Genomic DNA, 17,022 nt, shown 5'->3' with positions numbered 1-17,022 from the left:
GCACCACCGCGCCCGTCATCGAGCGCGCCACAGCCACGCGCCCCCTCGCGCATGGTCCCGCAAACACGACGCGACCCCGCCGGGGGTTCTACGCCTCCGGCGGCCATCCCACGTCGCCGGGACTCACGCGTTGGTGCCCACAGACGTAGATGAGTGCTGGTCCTGACCCCGGTCACCTATCTCACCCCTGCGGGACACCACACGTCTGGCCTTTATCCCTACGCCCCGCACCTCCACAATCGCATCCCAAAGCGAGGAAACCGGGTGCCGCGTGCGGCGCCCGCGCCGAGGGGAGCCGCTGTCAGGGAGCGGGCGGCACGTCAGCGGTCCAGCCGGTGGCCGTCGGCGTCAGCGCGATGTGCCAGAAGTCGGCGTAGCGGCCACCGCGGCGTAGCAGTTCGTCGTGCGTGCCCTCCTCCGCGATGCGGCCGTCCGCCAGGAAGACGACGCGGTCGGCACGGCGGACGGTGCGCATCCGGTGCGCGACCATCACGACCGTCCGGCCCGCCATGAAGCGTTCGATGCCTTCGTGGACGGCGGCCTCGTTCACCGGGTCCAGTGCGGAGGTCACCTCGTCGAGGAGGACGATGGGCGCGTCTTTGAGGAGCGCCCGTGCGATCGAGACGCGCTGGCGTTCGCCGCCGGAAAGCAGTGCGCCGCCCTCGCCGACGTTGGTCGCCCAGCCACCGGGCAATCGCTCGATCACCTCGTCGAGGCGCGCCGCGGCCGCCGCCGCCCGTACCTCGGCGTCCGAAGCGTCGGGGCGGCCGAGGCGTACGTTCTCCTCGATCGTGCCGTCGAAGAGGTAGACGTCCTGGAAGACGATGGCGATCCGCGCCATCAGCTCCCGGGTGTCCATCTGTCGCACGTCTGCGCCGCCGACGCGTACCGTGCCTGCGTCGACGTCGTAGAACCGGGCGAGCAGTTGCAGCAGGGTGCTCTTGCCGGCGCCCGAGGGACCGACGACGGCGAGCCGCTGCCCCTGCGGCACGGTCAGCGAAGCGCCGTCGAGCACCGTGCGGTCGCCGTGCCGGAAGGTGACGGATTCGAACCGCAGGTCATAGCGGTCCGGGCTGACGGGCTCGGCGGGTTCCGGCAGTGGTTCGGTGCGCAGCACCGCGTCGAGCCTGCCGAGGACGGACCGCGCGCCCCGGAGCTTGCCACCGATGTCCGACAGCGAGAGCAGCGGGTCCGCGCAACGTGCCGCGAGGACCAGGACCGCCAGGAGTTCCGCCGCTCCCACGTCACCACCCAGCGCGAGGAAGGCGCCCAGGACCAGCAGGCCGGTGAACACCGCCTGCACGACGAGGGTGAGGCCCACCACTCCGGGAAGCGCCGACAGCGTGGAGCGGCGCGAGGCGCGCTCGACGTGGCGGAGCGAGTCGTCGAGCAGTTGGAAGCGTTCGGCGGTCCGGCCGCCGGCCCGCAGTACCGGCTGCGCCCGGAGGTACTCGATGACCCGCCCGGTGGCCTCGTCGTCGCGTACGGCCCGCTCCGCGTCACCCGCGGCCATGGAGCGACCGGTGCGGATCTGGACGGCCGTGACGAGCGGGGCGGCGGCCAGCGCGGCAAGGCCCAACTGCCAGTTGTACGCGAGCATCACGGCGACGATCGTCAGCGGCGTCACGGCGGCGGAGATGAACGGTGCGAGCAGGTGCGCGATCACGCTCATCGCCTGCAGCACGCCGCGACCCGCCAGGACGGACACCTCCCCGACGCGGTTGGCCCCGTACCAGCCGATGGGTAGTCGGGCGAGGTGGTCGCCGAGCCGGTGGTACATGCCGCGCAGCAGCGAGCTGCCAACGTGGAAGCCGGAGAGGTCGCTGAGGTAGCGCAGCACCGCGTAGAGCGCGAAGGCGCCCGCGAAGGCGGCCAGCCAGGGCCAGGCGTCCTCGGGTGCCGCGCCGAACAAGGTACGCAGGACGGGCACGAGGAAGGCGTAGGACAGGCCCTCGGCTACCGCCGCCGTCGTCATGAGAGCCAGGGTGCGTCGCAGCGGCCGGGCGTACTCGCGGCCGAGGACCCGCAGCAGTGTTCCGATCATCGGGGCTCGTCTCCTCGCGGTGTGCCGCTGGGGCCGTTGGGGGCCTTCACGGGGGTGTGGTCATCGGGCCGGTCCGCCCGGTCCGATGTGGCGGCTTCGGTGTCCGCCGTCTGCTGGGAGCGCCAGAAGTCGGCGAACCGGCCGCCGCGCGCGAGGAGTTCCGCGGGTGCGCCCTGTTCGACGATCGCCCCGTCGTCCAGCATGACTACGGTGTCGGCGTCCCTGATCGTCTCCGGGCGGTGGGCGATGACCAGGATCGTCCGGCCGCCCCTCAGGGTCGCGAGGGCCCGGTGAACAGCTTGTTCGGTCCGCGGGTCGGCGAAGGCGGTCGCCTCGTCGAGCACCAGCACGGGTGTGTCGGCCAGGAGTGCGCGGGCCAGCGAGATCCGCTGTGCCTCGCCGCCGGAGAGTCCGGTGTCTTCGCCGATCACCGACTCGTAGCCGCGGGGCAGCTCGAGGATGCGGTCATGGATGTGCGCGAGGCGGGCGGCGCGTTCCACGGCCTCGCGATCGGCGTGTGGCACCGCCAGGGCGATGTTGTCCGCGACCGACGCGCGCAGCAGCCGTACGTCCTGGAAGACGAAGGAGACCGTCTCGTGGAGGTGCCTGCCGCCGAGATCGCGCAGATCGACGCCGCCGATGGTGACCGAACCCCCTGTGGGGTCGAAGAACCGGGGCAGCAACTGGACCAGCGTGGACTTGCCGCTGCCCGAGGGGCCGACGAGCGCGGTGACGGTGCCCGGTTCGAGCACCAGGTCGATGCCCCGCAGTACCTCGCGTCCCGTCTCGTACCCGAAGCGGACGCCGCGCAGTTCCACCCGGTGTCCTCGCGGCGCGCGGGGGTGGGTGGGCTCCGGCAGCGGCGGAACCTTGAGCACGTCCCGTATCCGGCCGAGGGCGCGCCTCGCGGCCTGTAGTTCGTCGAAGCCGTGGCCCAGGGCGGCCACCGGGGCGGTCAGGCCGAGACCGAGCAGCAGGAAGGGCAGCAGGTCGGCAGGGGCCAGGCTGCCGTTGGTGATCAGAGCCGTGCCGCCGGTCAGCACGACGAGCAGGACGAACGGCGGCGACAGCACGAGCTGCATGCCCGCGGCCGGCTTGGACAGGCCGTGCACCCAGCGGTGGAAGGTGTCGACGAACTCGTCCGCGGCCGTGCGGAACCTGCGGTGGGCGCGCCCGGACCCGCCGAACGCCTTAATCACCGCGATGCCCTGTACGAACTCGACGACGGAACCCGCGATCCGGCTCATGGCCTCGTCGAACTCCTTCTGTTCGCGCAGTCGGGCCGGCGTCATCATCAGGGGTACGAGCGCCACGGCCAGGGCCACCGGTATCAGCGTGATCAGTGTGAGGCGCCAGTCGATGGTGAACAGGTAGACGAGGGACGCCAGCGGCACCACGAACGCGGAGACCAGTTCGCCCGGAGCATGGGCGATGAACGGGTGTACGGCGCTCACGTCCTCTCCCACCACCTTGGCCAGCTCGCCGGTACCACGCCGGGAGAACCAACCGATCGGCACCCGGCCGAGACGTGCCGCCAACTGCCGGCGGAGCGTGAGCTGCACCCGCCCGTCGACCAGGTGCCCGATGCCGGACGACGCCGCGGTGAACAGCAGCCTGACGAACAGCCCGCCCGCTCCCGCCAGTACGGCGATCCAGACGTGGCGGTGGTCGGTGGGCCCCGGCGCCAGCAGGGCACGGCCGATCTCGACGACCGCGAGCAGCGGCGCCAAGCCCGCGAGGGCCCCGACGACCTGGAGAACCACCACGGCGGCGAAGCTGGAGGCGTGTGGCCGCAGCAGCCGCGCCATGTCCACCGCTACGGAGTCCGCTGCCGGGTCCGCCGCCGGCCCAGGTCCTGCCGAGTCCGTGCCCGGCGACCGGTCGTCGTCACCGTGGGGAGGTGGGGCCGACGGCTCGCCCGGCTGGACGAGGTCAGTAGTGGTCATCGTTCTCGTTCTCCCGTCATGGGCGGGCCTTGCCGTCATGGTCACGCTTTGGCCGGCGGCCCGCTGGAGCTGTGTCGGCGGAGCGAAAAGACTTTCGGAACGCGTTTCGAAAGTAGCATCGAGGGCCCGTGACGGGGAACGCATCGGCGAGATCCGGCCGTCGGTGGCCGGATGACGGCCCCGGGGGAGCGGCTCGGTCGGGCACTCCGTTCCGCCCCCGCCCGGCCGGGCAGCGTCGACGCGGCATGATGGGACGATGCCCTCGACCCCCGCATCGTCCGCGTCACCCGCACCACACGGCCGCACCGGCAGGCCACCGCTGACCTCCCGCGCGCAAATCCTGGAGGCGGCGCGCCGGCTCATCGACCGGGACGGCTGGGAGAAGCTGACCCTCCGACGCCTCGCCGCCGAGACGGGCATCGGCACGACGACCATCTACCACCACATGCGGGGCAAGGACGATCTGCTTGTTCTTCTGCTCAACCAGTACCTGGGCCAGGTCGAACGGCCCGAGCCGCCCGCCGACCCGCGGGACCGCATCGTCGCCACCGCGCTCGCGGGCCACGATGTCCTCGCGGCCTGGCCATGGGCGGCGGAGGTCGTCACGGCCGACGGGTTCGTCGGCCTCCTGGACGAGTCGGCGCTGTGGATGGTGGAGGACATCGTCTCCGGGGCGCACGACTACGGCTGCACGCCCGAGCAGTCCGTGCACATCTTCCGCAGCATCTGGTACTACACCGTCGGCGAGATCCTGGTGCGCGCCCGCTCCCCGCACCGGCTCGTCGACCGCGAACTCCCCGCCTTCCGCGACTCCTTCGACGCGGACCGGGCCCCTCACCTGGCCGCCGTCAGTGACCGCTGGGCGGAGTTCGCCGCGCGGGACACCTACCCGAGGGGGCTGCGCGCGTTCGTCGACGGGCTGCTCGCGCAGACCACGGCCGAGATTCCCGGCGAGGGTGGATAGGTACGGGCTTCGCCGCCGTCGAGGCGCGCCCGCTGGTCAGGACGGCCTGCCGTAAGGTCTGGCCGCCTTCCGCCATCGCATGGGCCGATCGGTGTGAGGGCGCCGCGTTCAGCCGTGTTCGTGCTCGACCGGGAGCCATAGTTCGGCCTCGGCTTCGGTCTTGTCCGGCGACAGGCGGGTGCGCAGGATCTCAGGACCGGTGCGGGTGCGGTACGGGTTCGATGGGAACCACTCGGTGAACACGTCCCGCCACAGCTCCTGGATGGCCCGCGGTGCCGGCCCAGAGGCGGTGAAGAGTGCCCAGGTGCCGGCCGGGACCTCCAATGCGCTCGTACCCTCCGGAGCGACCGCGGAGGTGATCACGCCGTGGTAGTAGTCGAGTTCGGTGCCCTCGGTGCGGCTGGGCTCCATGCCGTCGCAGACCGTGACGATGCCGTGCGGCTCCTGGTCAGACAGCTTCTCCAGGCGCTCCAGGGTCTGCGGATCGATCCCACGGACAAAGTCCGTGATCGCCTGGTTCAGGCCGGTATGCACCAGCGGTATCCGGGTCCTGAGCCCGACGACGGTGAAGTCCGCCTTGTCCAGGACGCGGTAGCGCATACGACTGCTCCCTTCGACGGTGAGACGGAAAGCCATTCGGGACTGGGAGACGAGCGCGGCGCCGGTACGTCGGGCCTCGCTGGGCCCGATGCCGTGCATGGCGCGAAACGCCCGTGCGAACGCTTCGCCGGAGCCATAGCCATAGCGCACCGCGACATCCAGCAGTGTGTCGTGCCCCGCGAGTACGTCGGCACCCGCGAGCGTGAGCCGACGGCGTCGGATGTACTGCGGCAACGACATGCCCGCGAGCGCGGAGAACATCCGACGCAGGTGATGCTCCGAAGTGGCCGCGATGCGTGCCAGCTCGGCTACGTCGACAGCCTGGTCCAGCTGATGCTCGATGTGCTCCATGGCCTGGTTCAGCCGCTCCAACATGCCCGTTCCTCTTGTCCTTTCTCCTTCACCACCACCGCCTTGCCGGCGACGGCGGTGAAGCACACTCACCCTGCGCCGTGGTTGGTACTGTCCCCGCTTGGTCAGGGGGTGTCCTGTCCCAGGCCCCGACGGATCGCCTTCTCCACAGGTGAGTACGCGCCGTCGGCCCGTTCCAGTTCGTAGGGTGCGGCCGGCAGGAGTGGCGGCTGCGCCATGAAGCGCGGGCGCATCCCATGATGCGGTTGTGCCGCGTGTACCAGGAAGGGATGGCACAGGTAGACGTCGCCCGGGGACCCGGTGGCCAGGGCAAGTGGCCGGTGGTCGGATGCCGCCACCAGTTCGGGCGCCAGGACCAGTCCGCTTGCCCCGTCCTGCCCGTACTTCTCCAGCACCTTTGGCACGTCGAGGTGCGAGCCGACGCGAATCCGGGTCGGGGCGTCGTCTTCACCGACCTCGCTGAAGAGGAACAGCATCAAGAGCGCCCGGCCCTGGGAACACAGATTCGTGAAGTACCAGCTCTCGCCTTCCGGTAGATAGCTCCCCTCGATGTGCCAGCCCGCGTCGTCCGGCTCCTCCTCGTGCGGGAAGCGCAGTGGGAACGTGCCCAGCGAGTAGCGCGGCTCCCAGCGCCCCTCGCCGACCAGCAGGTCGTACGCGCGATGCAGGGCGGGTGAGTTGGGCGCGGCGGCGAACGGCCCCTGTGCCATACCGGCCACCCAGTGCACGGGCTGCGTCCACGTCGACGGGTCGTTCGGGTCGCAGCCCGTCTCCCGCCACAGCAGCCGCGCGCAGTCCGCGGCCACGCGCGGCGCGACAGCACCCTCCAACTTCACGAAACCGTCACGGAGGAAACGGGATACCAAGAACGTGTCATCCATGCCCCCATCGTGCGGTGGCACCGGCCCGGCCACCCGACATTCTCCGCACCGCCTTTATCGGGCGATCACCAGATCGCGGTGAGGCGGCGTGCACAACCACCCGGCCGCCATCGTTCCCGTCACCAACGGCAGGCCCGTGCTGCTGGCACGGCCCGCGCTGCCAGCGGCTTACAACGGGGACCGCAACGTCACCGACTGGCTGGTGAATCCGTTCCGTTCGTAGAAGCTGATCGCGTCGGTGTTACTGGAGTACGCGCTTACCTCGGCCAGTTCCGCCCCCGCTTCCTTGGCCCATGCCAGGAACTGCCCCACCAGACGGGCGCCGAGTCCACCGCGGCGGTGGGCGGGCCGCAGGTACAGGCTCACGAGCGTCGCGGACCTCGCTGGTCTCTTCGCGCTCCCCTCGGCGACGCTCGCGGTCAGGTGTCCGACGACCTGCCCGCCGTGGTCCGCCACGAGAAGAAGCCTGTTCGGGTCGTCTATCGCGGCGGCGAACTCCTGGTGTCCGAACTCGCGGGGCCAGCCCACATCGACGCTGGGGTCCCTTGTGCCCGCGTCCTCCGCGAACAGGGCACTGCTGGACTCGACCAGCCCGTCCATGTCGGTGTTCCGGGCACGGCGGACCATGACTTCAAGCTGTTGATCACTCATGCGCCAGGACAGTAATGCAAAGCACTGATGTCCGTGGAAACACCGAAAAAAGGGGGAGCGGACGCTATCGTCCCACCTCAGCAGCCGGCCAGCCGTCGATCAGCCGCCGCGTCGTGAGGGCGAGCCTGGCCCGTATCAGGCCGGTGGGCTCGGTGAGTTCGATGCCCAGAGCCTTCCCGATCTGTTCGATTCGGCGGGCGACGCTGCTGTGGTGCATGTGCAGGAGGTCGGCGGCCCGGCGAAGGGAGCCCGTGGCGCAGTAGGCGTCCAGGATCTCCAGGTCTTCCGGGCGGGCGGCGACACGGACGAGGGCGGCCACGTCGGGGTTGCCGCGTGCGATGTCGTGGGGTATCTCGGCCAGCAGCGCCAGCGCGCCCAGGTTGTCGTAGTGGATGACTGGCTCGCGTCGGGTGGTGAAACGGAGGGCGGTGCGGGCTTGTCGCCAGGAGTGGTCGGGGCTTCCCGGGGCGCCGATGCCCGCGCGTACGCCTGCGGGAATGCGCTCCGGCTCGATGGTGGTGGCCAGGATGACGCCCACGTCGCCGACGGGTGCCGCCTTGACCGGGCGTCCCGGGCAGACCAGGGTGCCGATCTCGCCGAGGGGGACTTGCGAGCGTACGGCGAGGACGCGAAGCGGCAGGCCGGCGGCGAAACCCAGGAGTCGCAGCGCTCGCGCCCTGGCCGCCTCGTCGGCGTCGGAACTGATCACCAACTCGACGAGGGCGGGGTCGGCCATGGTGGTGCGGGCCGGGCCGTACCGCTCGACGGCTGACGCGACGGCGAGGGCGAGCCGGTCAAGGAGTACTTCGTCAAGTGAGCCGGGTGTGCCGGGGCGCTCCAGCCACACCGTGCCCAGTTCCTCCTCGTCGAGGGTGATCGGCGCGGTGGAGGACGCGCGTTGTGGCGGGACGGACGCTTCCCTGCCGTCGGGCGCGATGCGGATCATCCATCCCGTGCCGTGGAGCCGTATACCGGCCACGCACTCGGCGAGGCCCGCCGAGGCTCGTGCGAGGGCCGGGAGGTCGACCCGGCGGCGCATCAGTGTGTCGTAGAACGCGACGACGCGCACCACGCCTTGGACGTGTGAATCGAGTTGGGACAGTCGTTCGGCGAGTGCCTCCATGACGTCAGAATAGACACTGCCGGTGCGCCGACTGGCGCGTGATCACGCCGCGACGCCCGACAGTTGGCGGGCGATCGCGGGTAGCGCGACGGTGAAGATAGTCCTCATGAACCCCGAACTTGAAGCATTCCTCCCGTTTCTTCCAGCGATCGACATGACCGATCCGGTCGCCACACGTCAGAGCTTCGCCGAGCGGGCCGCCTCCACGCCGATGCCGGAGATCTCGAACATGGAGATCGAGAACCGCACGGTGCCGGCCGAACCCGACGTGGCGGTGCGGATCTACCGCCCGCACCAGGCCCAGGGCGCCATCCTCTGGCTACACGGCGGCGGAATGATCTTTGGCGATCTGGACACCGAGCACCCGTGGGCCAGCAGGATCGCCGAAGGCTCCGGCGCGACGTTGATCTCGGTGCATTACCGTCGGTCCCCCGAGAACCAGTTCCCGGCCGCCTTGGACGACGCCTACGCCGTACTGACCTGGGCGGCCCAGAACGCGAGCGAACTCGGCATCGACCCGGAGCGGATCGCGGTCGGCGGGCACAGCGCGGGCGCGGGGCTCGCCGCCGCCGTGGCGCTGCGGGCGCGCGATCAACAGGGGCCGGCGATCAGCTTCCAACTCCTCAACGAACCCGGGCTCGATGACCGGCAGGAGACCTGGTCGCAGCGGAACTTCACCGACACGCCCTGGCACAACCGCGAGACGCTGGCCACGGTGTGGCGATACTACCTAGGCTCCCAGCCCGCCACGCCGTACGCCGCCCCGGCTCGGGCCGAGGACCTGTCCGGCCTGCCGCCCGCCTACATCGCCACCGCCGAGTTCGACCCGGTGCGTGACGAAGGCATCGAGTACGCGTCGCGCCTGCTGCGCGCGGGCGTCTCGGTCGAACTGCACCAGTGGCCCGGTACCTTCCACGGCTCGCAGGCGATCATCTCCGCCCAGGTCTCTCAGCGGCAGATCGCCGAACTCGCCGCGGCCCTGCGCCGCGCCATGGCCGAGTGAGACCGACACGGGCTGGGCCTTGTCGGCCCCCGCGGCCTCTCGGCCGTCAGCGGCGGACCGCGTATGCGCCCAGCCCGTTCTCCACCAGCCCGAAGACCTCCTGGGCGAGGGCGACCATGGCCGGGTAGATCTCATCGACGCTCTGCCCCTCGCTCCGGCGCCGGTGGATCTCGTTGACGAGGGAGGTGCGGGCCGCGGCGATCTGCATGGCGACACACTGTGCGACCGCCTCGCCCGTACCGCCTCGCTCCCGGCCCGCCTCGGCGATCAACTCGTCCGCGAGCAGGCGTGTGGTGCGGGCGCTCCAGGCGTAAGTCCGGGTCAGCAACGCGGAAGTCTCCAGGATCAGTTCGCGTACACGCAGGTTCAGCGGGTCGGGGTTCATCCCGATCGACGCCTCGCGCGCCGCCAGCTGTTCGAGGAACTGCCGGTGCACGGCCGCCACGGCGGACTCGCCCGGCGAGCGTTCGCGTACCGCGCGGGCCAGCTCGTCGGCGTGCTCCTCCAGGGGCTTGAGGACCAAGTCCTCCTTGGTTCCGAAGTAGTTGAAGACCGTCATCTTCGAGACGCCCGCGGCTTCGGCGATCTCCGTCACCGGCACCTCGTCGAAGCTCCGCTCGACGAAGAGTCCGATGGCGACCCGCCAGATCCGCAGCGAGGTCTCCCGCTTCTTGCGCTCGCGCAGCCCCATACGTTCGGCCATGACCTTGACTTTACCAAGAACATTTTTGTGCTGAGGAGAAAAATTGACTCGGTACATGAATTGGTGTCACCGTGGGCTGCATGGCCTCTCCATCCATGACCCCCCTGAGGCGCAACATCGCCTTTGCCGCCTGTCTGGCGACCGTGACCCTCGCCGTCTTGGACATGCAGATCGTCTCCGCGGCGACGGTGCCGATCGTCCGCGACCTCGACCCCGTCCACGGGGTGGACCGCATCCCCTGGTTGATCAGTGCGTACAGCCTGGCGGCCACCGCCGCCCTGCCCCTGTACGGCAAGCTCTGCGACGTCATCGGTGCCAAGCGCGTCTTCCTCGGTGCCGTGGCCGTCTTCCTTCTCGGCTCCGGGCTCTGCGGCGCCGCCCAGAACATGGACGCGCTCATCGCCTTCCGGGCGATCCAGGGCATCGGCGGCGGCGGGCTGATGAGTGTCACCCTGGTCGTCATGGCCCAGCTCATGGCCGCAGCCGGAAGACCGGGCTCGAACGGCGGCAACATGGGCGGACTGATCGCCGGCGCCGGCATGACGCTGGGTCCAATCGTCGGCGGCTCCCTCGCCGACCACGCCGACTGGCGCTGGATCTTCTACATCAACCTGCCGCTCGGCGTCGCCGTCCTCGTCGCCGCCGGCTACACCCTGCGCCTACCACGGCAGACCGTCGCCCGCCGCATCGACTTCCTGGGCGCCGCCCTCGTGGCAGCCTTCGCGAGCGCGCTGCTGCTGGTGACGGAGTGGGGTGGCACGGACTACGCCTGGTCTTCGGCTACGATCCTCGGGCTGATCGGCGCCGCGGCGCTGCTGCTCGCACTCTTCCTCTGGCGACAGGCGACCGCCCCGGAGCCGATCCTGCCGCTATCGCTCCTCAGGCACCCGCTGCTGGGCGGTTCCTTCGCCATCCAGACCCTGCTCGGCATGGCCTTGACCGGCTCGATCGTCTACGTCCTCATGTATCTCCAGCTCGCCCGGGGCATCGCCGCGACGCAGGCGAGCCTCTATCTGATCCCCATGGCGATCGGCATGGTCGTCATCGGCCTCGTCTCCGGCCGGTTGGCCTACTGCGGCTGGACGACCCGGACCTTCGTGGTCTCCGGTACGGCGACCGCAACGATCGCCCTGGCGCTCCTGGCGACGAGCGGTACCGGTACCAGCCTGTGGCTCATACGAGGCGAGATGCTGCTGCTGGGCCTCGGCTTCGGACAACTCCTCGGCCAGCTCATCCTGCTCGCGCAGGAGACCGCCCCGGCACACCAGTTGGGCGTGGCCACCACCTCGGCGCGGTTCTTCCAGACCCTGGGCAGCGCGCTGGGCACAGCGCTGTTCGGCACGGTGCTGGCCCGGGTGTACGAGTCACGGGTGCCCGGATCGACGACAAGTGCCATCGCCCACCTCCGGGGCGAGGCCCAGGCGGAGGCGGTACGCGGTTTCGTGACGGCCGCCCACTGGGTCTTCCTGTGCGCGGCCGGCGCGATGGCGCTCGCCCTGCTCCTGTCCGTACTGCTGCCGAAGCAGCCGCGCCCGGCGCGACCGGAAGCCCGGCGGCAGCCCGCAGAAACGGTCCCGGCCAACGACGGGTAGCGGGTGCGGTGCAGGAGGGCCGGGTGCGACACAGGCGGCGAGGGCCTCCATGGCGGGCGGCAGAGGCCAGCTGACGCGCCGCCCGGTGGGCAACCCGGGAACCACGTCCGACAACTGGCGGAATACTTTTGGGCGTCGCCCGGGGGACGGCCCCCATGAAGCCGGAACGCGAGGCTTTTCTCCCGTCCCCCGTGGTGGCGGGTGGCGAGTTGGTCAAAGCGGGTAGCGATCGCGCGGAACTGCTTGAGGCGGTTGAAGCAGCGCTCGACCACGTTGCGGGCCCTGAAAAGCTCGCGATCGAAGGCCGGCGGTCTGCCGCCGGCCTTCCCTCGCCGCAGGCGGTCTCGTTGAAGCGGCTGCCGCCGTACGGCATCGCCGACTCAGTCGGAGATGTCGACGCCGTAGCCGCGTGCCAGGTCGGCGAGTCCGTGGTCGTAGCCCTGTCCGATGGCGCGGAAGCGCCAGACGGGACCGCGCCGGTAGATCTCGGCAAGCAGCAGAGCGCGTTCACTGGTGGCCGCGTCCAGGGTGGTCCGTGCGAGCGCCGCCGCACTCTCGCCGGGCACAGCGGCCACCTGGACCGCGCCAACGTCCCCGAACGTCACGTCTCCGTCGATGGCAGCCGCGACCACAACCTTCCGCGAGGCCGGTGGAAGCGAGGCGAGGTCAAGGACGATGGTCTGTTCGGCGGGGCCGTCGGTGAGGAGGCGGACCGTGCCGCCGGGGTTCTCCGGGGCACCGTAGAACACGAAGTCCTCGTCGAAGGTGACCTGTTCATCCTCGTCGAGCACGAAGGCGACCACGTCGATCTCGCAGCGCTCCTGCGGCGCCCAAGTCGCAGTGACCTGCCACTGAGGCAAAGGAGTCCCGGCAGGTGGCGCCGGCAAATCGATCACCCCGCCACGGGGCAGCACACGCGGAGCCCGCGACCGATCGGCGGCAGCCTCCGCCACTCCCTTCTCCGCCTCCCGCTCTGCCAGACCGGCATCGGCCGCAGGATCACCCAGCCACTCCCCGTCGCGCACCGGGAGTCCCAGCTCTGCGATCCGTTCCATACGGCGATCGTCCTCCCCGCCGGGCAGGACGACGACGTCGGTGACGCTGCGCGAGAGGTTGACGGCGGCGGAGCCGCCCAATTCGACGACGCGGCTGCGGGCCGCGACCGCCTCGGGGTGCTCGCCACCCAGGACGAGCACCCTCCGCCCAACCAGCGGTTTGTCCGCTGACGAGGCCGGCGCGGGCTGCGACGGGCGCGGAGCCGGCACGGTCGGCACCGATACAGGCGCGCCCTCCGGCACGGACGTATCGGTCTTCGGCATGGGGGCTTGATGGAGCACTCCCGGCCGTACATCGACGAGGAGCTTGAGGAAAGTGTCCTCGTCGATGACCGGTACACCCTCGGCCACGGCCCGTCGGGCCTTTGCCGAGTCGGACGTGGAGTCGTTGGTAACCAATGCGCTGGTGTGCCGACTGACTGAGGACATCACATTCAGCCCGGCAGCCACCGACCGCGCTACCAATTCGGCACGCGAGGTCACGGTCTCCCCGGTGATGGCGATCTTCATTCCCTGGACGAGCGAGCCGCCCGGTTCCAGCCGCCCAGGGTTGCGGTGCGCACACGGCGTCTTCGGCGGCTTGGGCGCGAACCGCGGGTCCTGCCGGGGCGGGCACGCCACCAGCGGCAGCGGCAGATCGAGCGCGGCTGCCTCCCGCAAAGTGGCGCGGAGGATTCCCGCGAGCACCCGGGTGTCGTCCAGTGCGTCATGCGCCCGGGCTTGCGGTACCCGGTAGTGGGCGGCCAGCGTGCCCAGCTTCATGTCTGCGGTGGGCGGATCCACCTGCCGGTTGAGCGCAAGGGTGCACAGACGCCGCGTCACCGGCAGGTGCAGGCGGGCCCGCGCGAACTCGTGGGCCAGAAAGTCGTAGTCGAACTGTGCGTTATGGGCCACCAAGACCCGGTTCTGGAACAGAGCCCCGATCCGCTCGGCGACCTGTTCGAAGGTCGGCGCCTCGCGCAGCCGCTCGGCGGTCAGGCCATGGACGTGCACGGGCCCGGGGTCGCATCCCGGGTTCAGCAGTGTGGAGAACTCCCCGGTCTGCTCACCGTCAGGCCCGACGGTCACCACCGCGATCGACAGAACGCGATCCCGCCGGGGGATGAGCCCCGAGGTCTCGACGTCCACGAGAGCCCAGTCGAGGGCATAGTCGCGCCTGCCGGATATGGACGTGTCGAGAGCGGGGGACCGGAGAGCCATGGCGGTAAGGATGGTGCGGAAAGGTCTGTTCCATCAACCTGGGTTCCGATCTACCCCGGTATGCGCCAAGCGTTGAAGGCTGCCCCCGCGAGTCGGCCGCAAGAGACCGCACCCCGCACTTCGGGAACTTTTCGAGAAGAACACTCGACAAAACCCGTGTGGAACCGCTCCCCGTCAAACTCTCACACTCGCCTGCGATGAGCCCGTCGGGCCTCGCGATGTCAGTGGGCTGCACTCACTAACAAGCCCCTGACCACCAGAAACGCCCTCCTGGAAGGAGGACGCAAAACAACATGATCAAGAGCGCCCCCGGCAGGACTCGAACCTGCGGCCAAGCGCTTAGAAGGCGCCTGCTCTATCCACTGAGCTACGGGGGCCGGTTGTGGCCGCGAACGGCGGGTGAAGCCCCGGGCGCCTGCGTCTCCGACCGTTGGGCCGTTGTGCCGACGGCCGAGCGGGGCGGAACCGTGACGTTGCCGGGACAAGGATAGGGCTCCGTACGCCTCATCCCGGTTGCTTCACCTCCGTGGCACGTTGTGGAGGTTCCGTGAAGCGATGCCGATAATCGCAGGCAGGTGCGAATCCTGCACGGGTTTTCACGCAACAGCGGGCGGGTGTTGTGCACTCGTTATGCCTGCGCCTCAGCCGCCACGCCGCTCCCCCGTCCCTTCTGTGGTGATCCGGGCGGGTCTCATCGGCGCGCAGAGGGGGGTATACGCTTCAAAAGCTAAGCAAAAGCGGGCATTGTTCCCATGTGGCGACCTTGACCGTACGGCCCCGACTGCTCGACGCGCTGTCCGCACTGCGTGACCGTGTTGACGCCACACGCTTCCCGCTCCCGCTCCCCGGCGCGGCGCGCGCCCGGCGCAGCCGTGCCGAACTCCTCGCCCAGCTCGACGACTACGTCGTGCCCCGGCTCAGCGCTCCCGAAGCGCCGCTGCTCGCGGTGGTCGGCGGCTCCACGGGGGCCGGGAAGTCCACGCTGGTCAACTCGCTCGTGGGCCGGCGGGTCACCGAGGCGGGCGTGCTGCGGCCCACGACGCGCACCCCGGTCCTGGTCTGCCACCCCGAGGACCGCCACTGGTTCTCCGGCCGGCGCGTGCTCCCGCACCTGACCCGGGTGTGGATGCCGGTTCAGGACGGCCCGCCGGGGCCGGGTCACGAGGCGTACGACGTGTCGTACGACGACCCGTACGGCATGGGGGACGGCCGGGCCGGCGGTGGGGGCGGGCTCGGGCCGCGTCACGGCCCACGCGACGGCCCGGGACGCGGCTCCGGCCTCGGGTCCGGCCTTGGTCTCGGGGGCGGCGGGGTGGCCGGGGCGTACGTGGTGCGGGGGCGGCACGCGGGGTACGGCGGCTACGCGGACGGCGAGGGGCGTGGGGGGTACGCGGACGGTTACGGGGACTACGACGGCTATCCGGCGCTCGACGGGCTCGGTGGCGCCGGGGGGCGGGCGGCTGACTACGTGCCCGACGAGCCGTACGACGCGCTGGTGGACTCGTTGCGGCTGGAGACGGACCCGGCGTTGCCGCGCGGGCTGGCCCTGCTCGACGCGCCGGACATCGATTCCCTCGTCACCGAGAACCGCGAACTCGCCGCCCGGCTCATCTGCGCCGCCGACATCTGGGTCCTCGTCACGACCGCGACGCGGTACGCCGACGCGGTGCCCTGGCACCTGTTGCGGACCGCCAGGGAGTACGACGTGACGCTCATCACCGTGCTCGACCGGGTGCCGCACCAGGTCGCCGCCGAGGTCGCCCGCGAGTACGCCACGTTGCTGGACGAGGCCGGGCTCGGCGGTGTGCCGAGGTTCACCATTCCGGAGCTGCCGGAGTCCGCGGGCGGCGGCAGTGGGCTGTTGCCGGCCTCCGCGGTGGCGGCGCTCCGGGACTGGCTGGCGCGGCGCGCCGAGGACCCGGTGGCCCGCGCGGCGGCTGCCGCGCGCACCGCCGAGGGGGCCGTCGCCGCGCTGCGTACCCAGGTGCCCGCGCTGGCCTCCGCCGCCGCGGCCCAGCACTCCGCGGCCGTACGGGTCGCCCAGCGCGTCGTCGACGCGTACGCGCGGGCCGAGGAGCGGGCCCTGCGGGAGATCGCGCAGGGCGCCCCGCTGGCCGGTGACGCGCTCACGCACTGGCACTGCTATCCACGGGACGTGGCCCCCGGCGCGCTGCTCGACGCCCTCGCCTCGTCCCTGGCCACGCTGTTGACCTGCGTCGTCAGCGCCGCCGACGCGCGGATCGACCTGGCGAGCCAGCGCGACCCGGCGGCGGAGGCGACGCTTCCGAGGCCGGACGCGGCCGGGGTCGCGGGCCGGGCCGGGGTGGCCGCGCGGCACTGGCGGCGTTGCGTCGAGGAACTGGCCGAGGAGGAGTCGAGCGTCGCCGAGCGGGCCGCACCGCCCGATCCGGACGCGGTCGCGGCCCTGGCGATCACGGGGCTGCTCGGCGGGCCCCGGGCCCGCGCCGCCGGCGAGGCGCTCGCGGACATGCTCGGCGTGCACGGCGCGCTCCGGTTGCGGGAGCGCGGCGGGCGACTCCTTGAGGAGTGCGTACGGCGTGTCCTGGACGCCGAGCAGGAGCGGTTGCTCGCCCCGTTGGACGCGCTCGACATCGCGGCGGAGCAACAGGCCGACCTGATCGCCGCCCTTTCGGTACTGCGGAAGGAACACCCCCGCGCGGCGGCATGGCCGCCGGCACGGCATGCATCGGAGCGGAGAGAGAGGTGACCGAGATGACGGCCATGGAGCCGGGCCCGGAGTCCGAGGGCGACCGCACGACCACGACGGGCGGTGCCGGGGAGGGCGACGGCGAGAGCCCCGGGGCGGTCACTGGAGCGGGCTCCGGGGATGACGGGGGCGAGGCGACCGTCACCGCTCCCGCCCCTCC

The 17,022-nt window shown here is 70.9% G+C and carries 12 protein-coding genes, 1 tRNA gene and 1 pseudogene; 4 read left to right on the top strand and 10 right to left on the bottom strand.

Annotated features, from left to right (window positions below; all coding sequences use genetic code 11):
* Positions 1-301: 301 nt before the first annotated feature.
* Together OYE22_RS23355 and OYE22_RS23350 are read right to left on the bottom strand one after the other, a co-directional pair.
* A complete protein-coding gene (locus OYE22_RS23355; protein WP_277322227.1) occupies positions 302-2,044 on the bottom strand; it encodes an ABC transporter ATP-binding protein in 1,743 nt (580 codons plus the stop codon).
* Entirely contained in the window at positions 2,041-3,990 is a 1,950-nt protein-coding gene (locus OYE22_RS23350) for an ABC transporter ATP-binding protein (protein ID WP_277322226.1), read from the bottom strand. Before OYE22_RS23350 ends, OYE22_RS23355 begins: the two co-directional genes overlap by 4 nt.
* A gap of 256 nt (positions 3,991-4,246) precedes the next feature.
* Here OYE22_RS23350 and OYE22_RS23345 point away from each other — a divergent pair, with 256 nt between their 5' ends.
* Positions 4,247-4,954, top strand: a complete 708-nt coding sequence (locus OYE22_RS23345) for a TetR/AcrR family transcriptional regulator (RefSeq protein ID WP_277322225.1) — start codon at positions 4,247-4,249, stop codon at positions 4,952-4,954.
* A gap of 108 nt (positions 4,955-5,062) precedes the next feature.
* On the opposite strand, the gene OYE22_RS23340 is transcribed toward OYE22_RS23345, so the two are convergent.
* The 4 genes from OYE22_RS23340 to OYE22_RS23325 all read right to left on the bottom strand — a co-directional run bounded on the left by OYE22_RS23340 (position 5,063) and on the right by OYE22_RS23325 (position 8,581).
* Positions 5,063-5,929 carry an AraC family transcriptional regulator gene (locus OYE22_RS23340; RefSeq protein ID WP_277322224.1) on the bottom strand — a complete coding sequence of 289 codons (867 nt, stop codon included), beginning with the start codon at positions 5,927-5,929 and terminating at the stop codon, positions 5,063-5,065.
* 101 nt (positions 5,930-6,030) lie between these two features.
* Positions 6,031-6,807, bottom strand: coding sequence for a phytanoyl-CoA dioxygenase family protein (locus OYE22_RS23335; RefSeq protein WP_277322223.1), 777 nt, complete (start codon positions 6,805-6,807; stop codon positions 6,031-6,033).
* Between the two features lie 168 nt (positions 6,808-6,975).
* Positions 6,976-7,458 carry a GNAT family N-acetyltransferase gene (locus tag OYE22_RS23330; RefSeq protein WP_277322222.1) on the bottom strand — a complete coding sequence of 161 codons (483 nt, stop codon included), beginning with the start codon at positions 7,456-7,458 and terminating at the stop codon, positions 6,976-6,978.
* Positions 7,459-7,522: 64 nt separating this feature from the next.
* Positions 7,523-8,581 (bottom strand): helix-turn-helix domain-containing protein, encoded by a 1,059-nt coding sequence (locus tag OYE22_RS23325; protein ID WP_277322221.1) that lies wholly within the window; start codon positions 8,579-8,581, stop codon positions 7,523-7,525.
* Positions 8,582-8,687: 106 nt separating this feature from the next.
* On the opposite strand from OYE22_RS23325, the gene OYE22_RS23320 reads away from it, so the two are divergent.
* Positions 8,688-9,584, top strand: a complete 897-nt coding sequence (locus OYE22_RS23320) for an alpha/beta hydrolase (protein WP_277322220.1) — start codon at positions 8,688-8,690, stop codon at positions 9,582-9,584.
* Between the two features lie 46 nt (positions 9,585-9,630).
* Here OYE22_RS23320 and OYE22_RS23315 read toward each other — a convergent pair whose 3' ends face one another.
* Complete coding sequence (locus tag OYE22_RS23315; RefSeq protein ID WP_277322219.1) at positions 9,631-10,287, bottom strand: TetR/AcrR family transcriptional regulator; 657 nt, start codon at positions 10,285-10,287, stop codon at positions 9,631-9,633.
* 95 nt (positions 10,288-10,382) lie between these two features.
* Here OYE22_RS23315 and OYE22_RS23310 point away from each other — a divergent pair, with 95 nt between their 5' ends.
* Positions 10,383-11,879 (top strand): MFS transporter, encoded by a 1,497-nt coding sequence (locus tag OYE22_RS23310; RefSeq protein ID WP_277322218.1) that lies wholly within the window; start codon positions 10,383-10,385, stop codon positions 11,877-11,879.
* A 203-nt stretch (positions 11,880-12,082) separates the two neighbouring features.
* Here the strand turns inward: OYE22_RS23310 and OYE22_RS23305 are convergent.
* From OYE22_RS23305 to OYE22_RS23295, 3 genes and pseudogenes are all read right to left on the bottom strand, one after another.
* A pseudogene (locus tag OYE22_RS23305) lies at positions 12,083-12,178 on the bottom strand (IS5/IS1182 family transposase); the annotation flags it as partial.
* 81 nt (positions 12,179-12,259) lie between these two features.
* Positions 12,260-14,134, bottom strand: a complete 1,875-nt coding sequence (locus OYE22_RS23300) for a TerD family protein (RefSeq protein ID WP_277322217.1) — start codon at positions 14,132-14,134, stop codon at positions 12,260-12,262.
* A 304-nt stretch (positions 14,135-14,438) separates the two neighbouring features.
* Positions 14,439-14,511, bottom strand: a tRNA-Arg gene (locus OYE22_RS23295).
* Between the two features lie 377 nt (positions 14,512-14,888).
* Here OYE22_RS23295 and OYE22_RS23290 point away from each other — a divergent pair.
* The gene (locus OYE22_RS23290; protein ID WP_277322216.1) at positions 14,889-16,862 is read left to right on the top strand and encodes an ATP-binding protein; all 1,974 of its coding nucleotides are present in this window, start codon (positions 14,889-14,891) and stop codon (positions 16,860-16,862) included.
* Positions 16,863-17,022: the final 160 nt, after the last annotated feature.

The organism is Streptomyces sp. 71268, from assembly GCF_029392895.1.
Classification (GTDB): Bacteria; Actinomycetota; Actinomycetes; order Streptomycetales; family Streptomycetaceae; genus Streptomyces.
This window is presented reverse-complemented; position numbering and strand designations above follow the sequence as displayed.

Excerpts from the sequence above, each read along its gene's own strand:
- OYE22_RS23310 (WP_277322218.1), top strand. The coding sequence starts at position 10,383 with ATGACCCCCCTGAGGCGCAACATCGCCTTTGCCGCCTGTCTGGCGACC.
- OYE22_RS23320 (WP_277322220.1), top strand. The coding sequence starts at position 8,688 with ATGAACCCCGAACTTGAAGCATTCCTCCCGTTTCTTCCAGCGATCGAC.
- OYE22_RS23315 (WP_277322219.1), bottom strand. The coding sequence starts at position 10,287 with ATGGCCGAACGTATGGGGCTGCGCGAGCGCAAGAAGCGGGAGACCTCG.
- OYE22_RS23340 (WP_277322224.1), bottom strand. The coding sequence starts at position 5,929 with ATGTTGGAGCGGCTGAACCAGGCCATGGAGCACATCGAGCATCAGCTG.
- OYE22_RS23345 (WP_277322225.1), top strand. The coding sequence starts at position 4,247 with ATGCCCTCGACCCCCGCATCGTCCGCGTCACCCGCACCACACGGCCGC.
- OYE22_RS23330 (WP_277322222.1), bottom strand. The coding sequence starts at position 7,458 with ATGAGTGATCAACAGCTTGAAGTCATGGTCCGCCGTGCCCGGAACACC.
- OYE22_RS23350 (WP_277322226.1), bottom strand. The coding sequence starts at position 3,990 with ATGACCACTACTGACCTCGTCCAGCCGGGCGAGCCGTCGGCCCCACCT.
- OYE22_RS23335 (WP_277322223.1), bottom strand. The coding sequence starts at position 6,807 with ATGGATGACACGTTCTTGGTATCCCGTTTCCTCCGTGACGGTTTCGTG.
- OYE22_RS23325 (WP_277322221.1), bottom strand. The coding sequence starts at position 8,581 with ATGGAGGCACTCGCCGAACGACTGTCCCAACTCGATTCACACGTCCAA.
- OYE22_RS23300 (WP_277322217.1), bottom strand. The coding sequence starts at position 14,134 with ATGGCTCTCCGGTCCCCCGCTCTCGACACGTCCATATCCGGCAGGCGC.
- OYE22_RS23355 (WP_277322227.1), bottom strand. The coding sequence starts at position 2,044 with ATGATCGGAACACTGCTGCGGGTCCTCGGCCGCGAGTACGCCCGGCCG.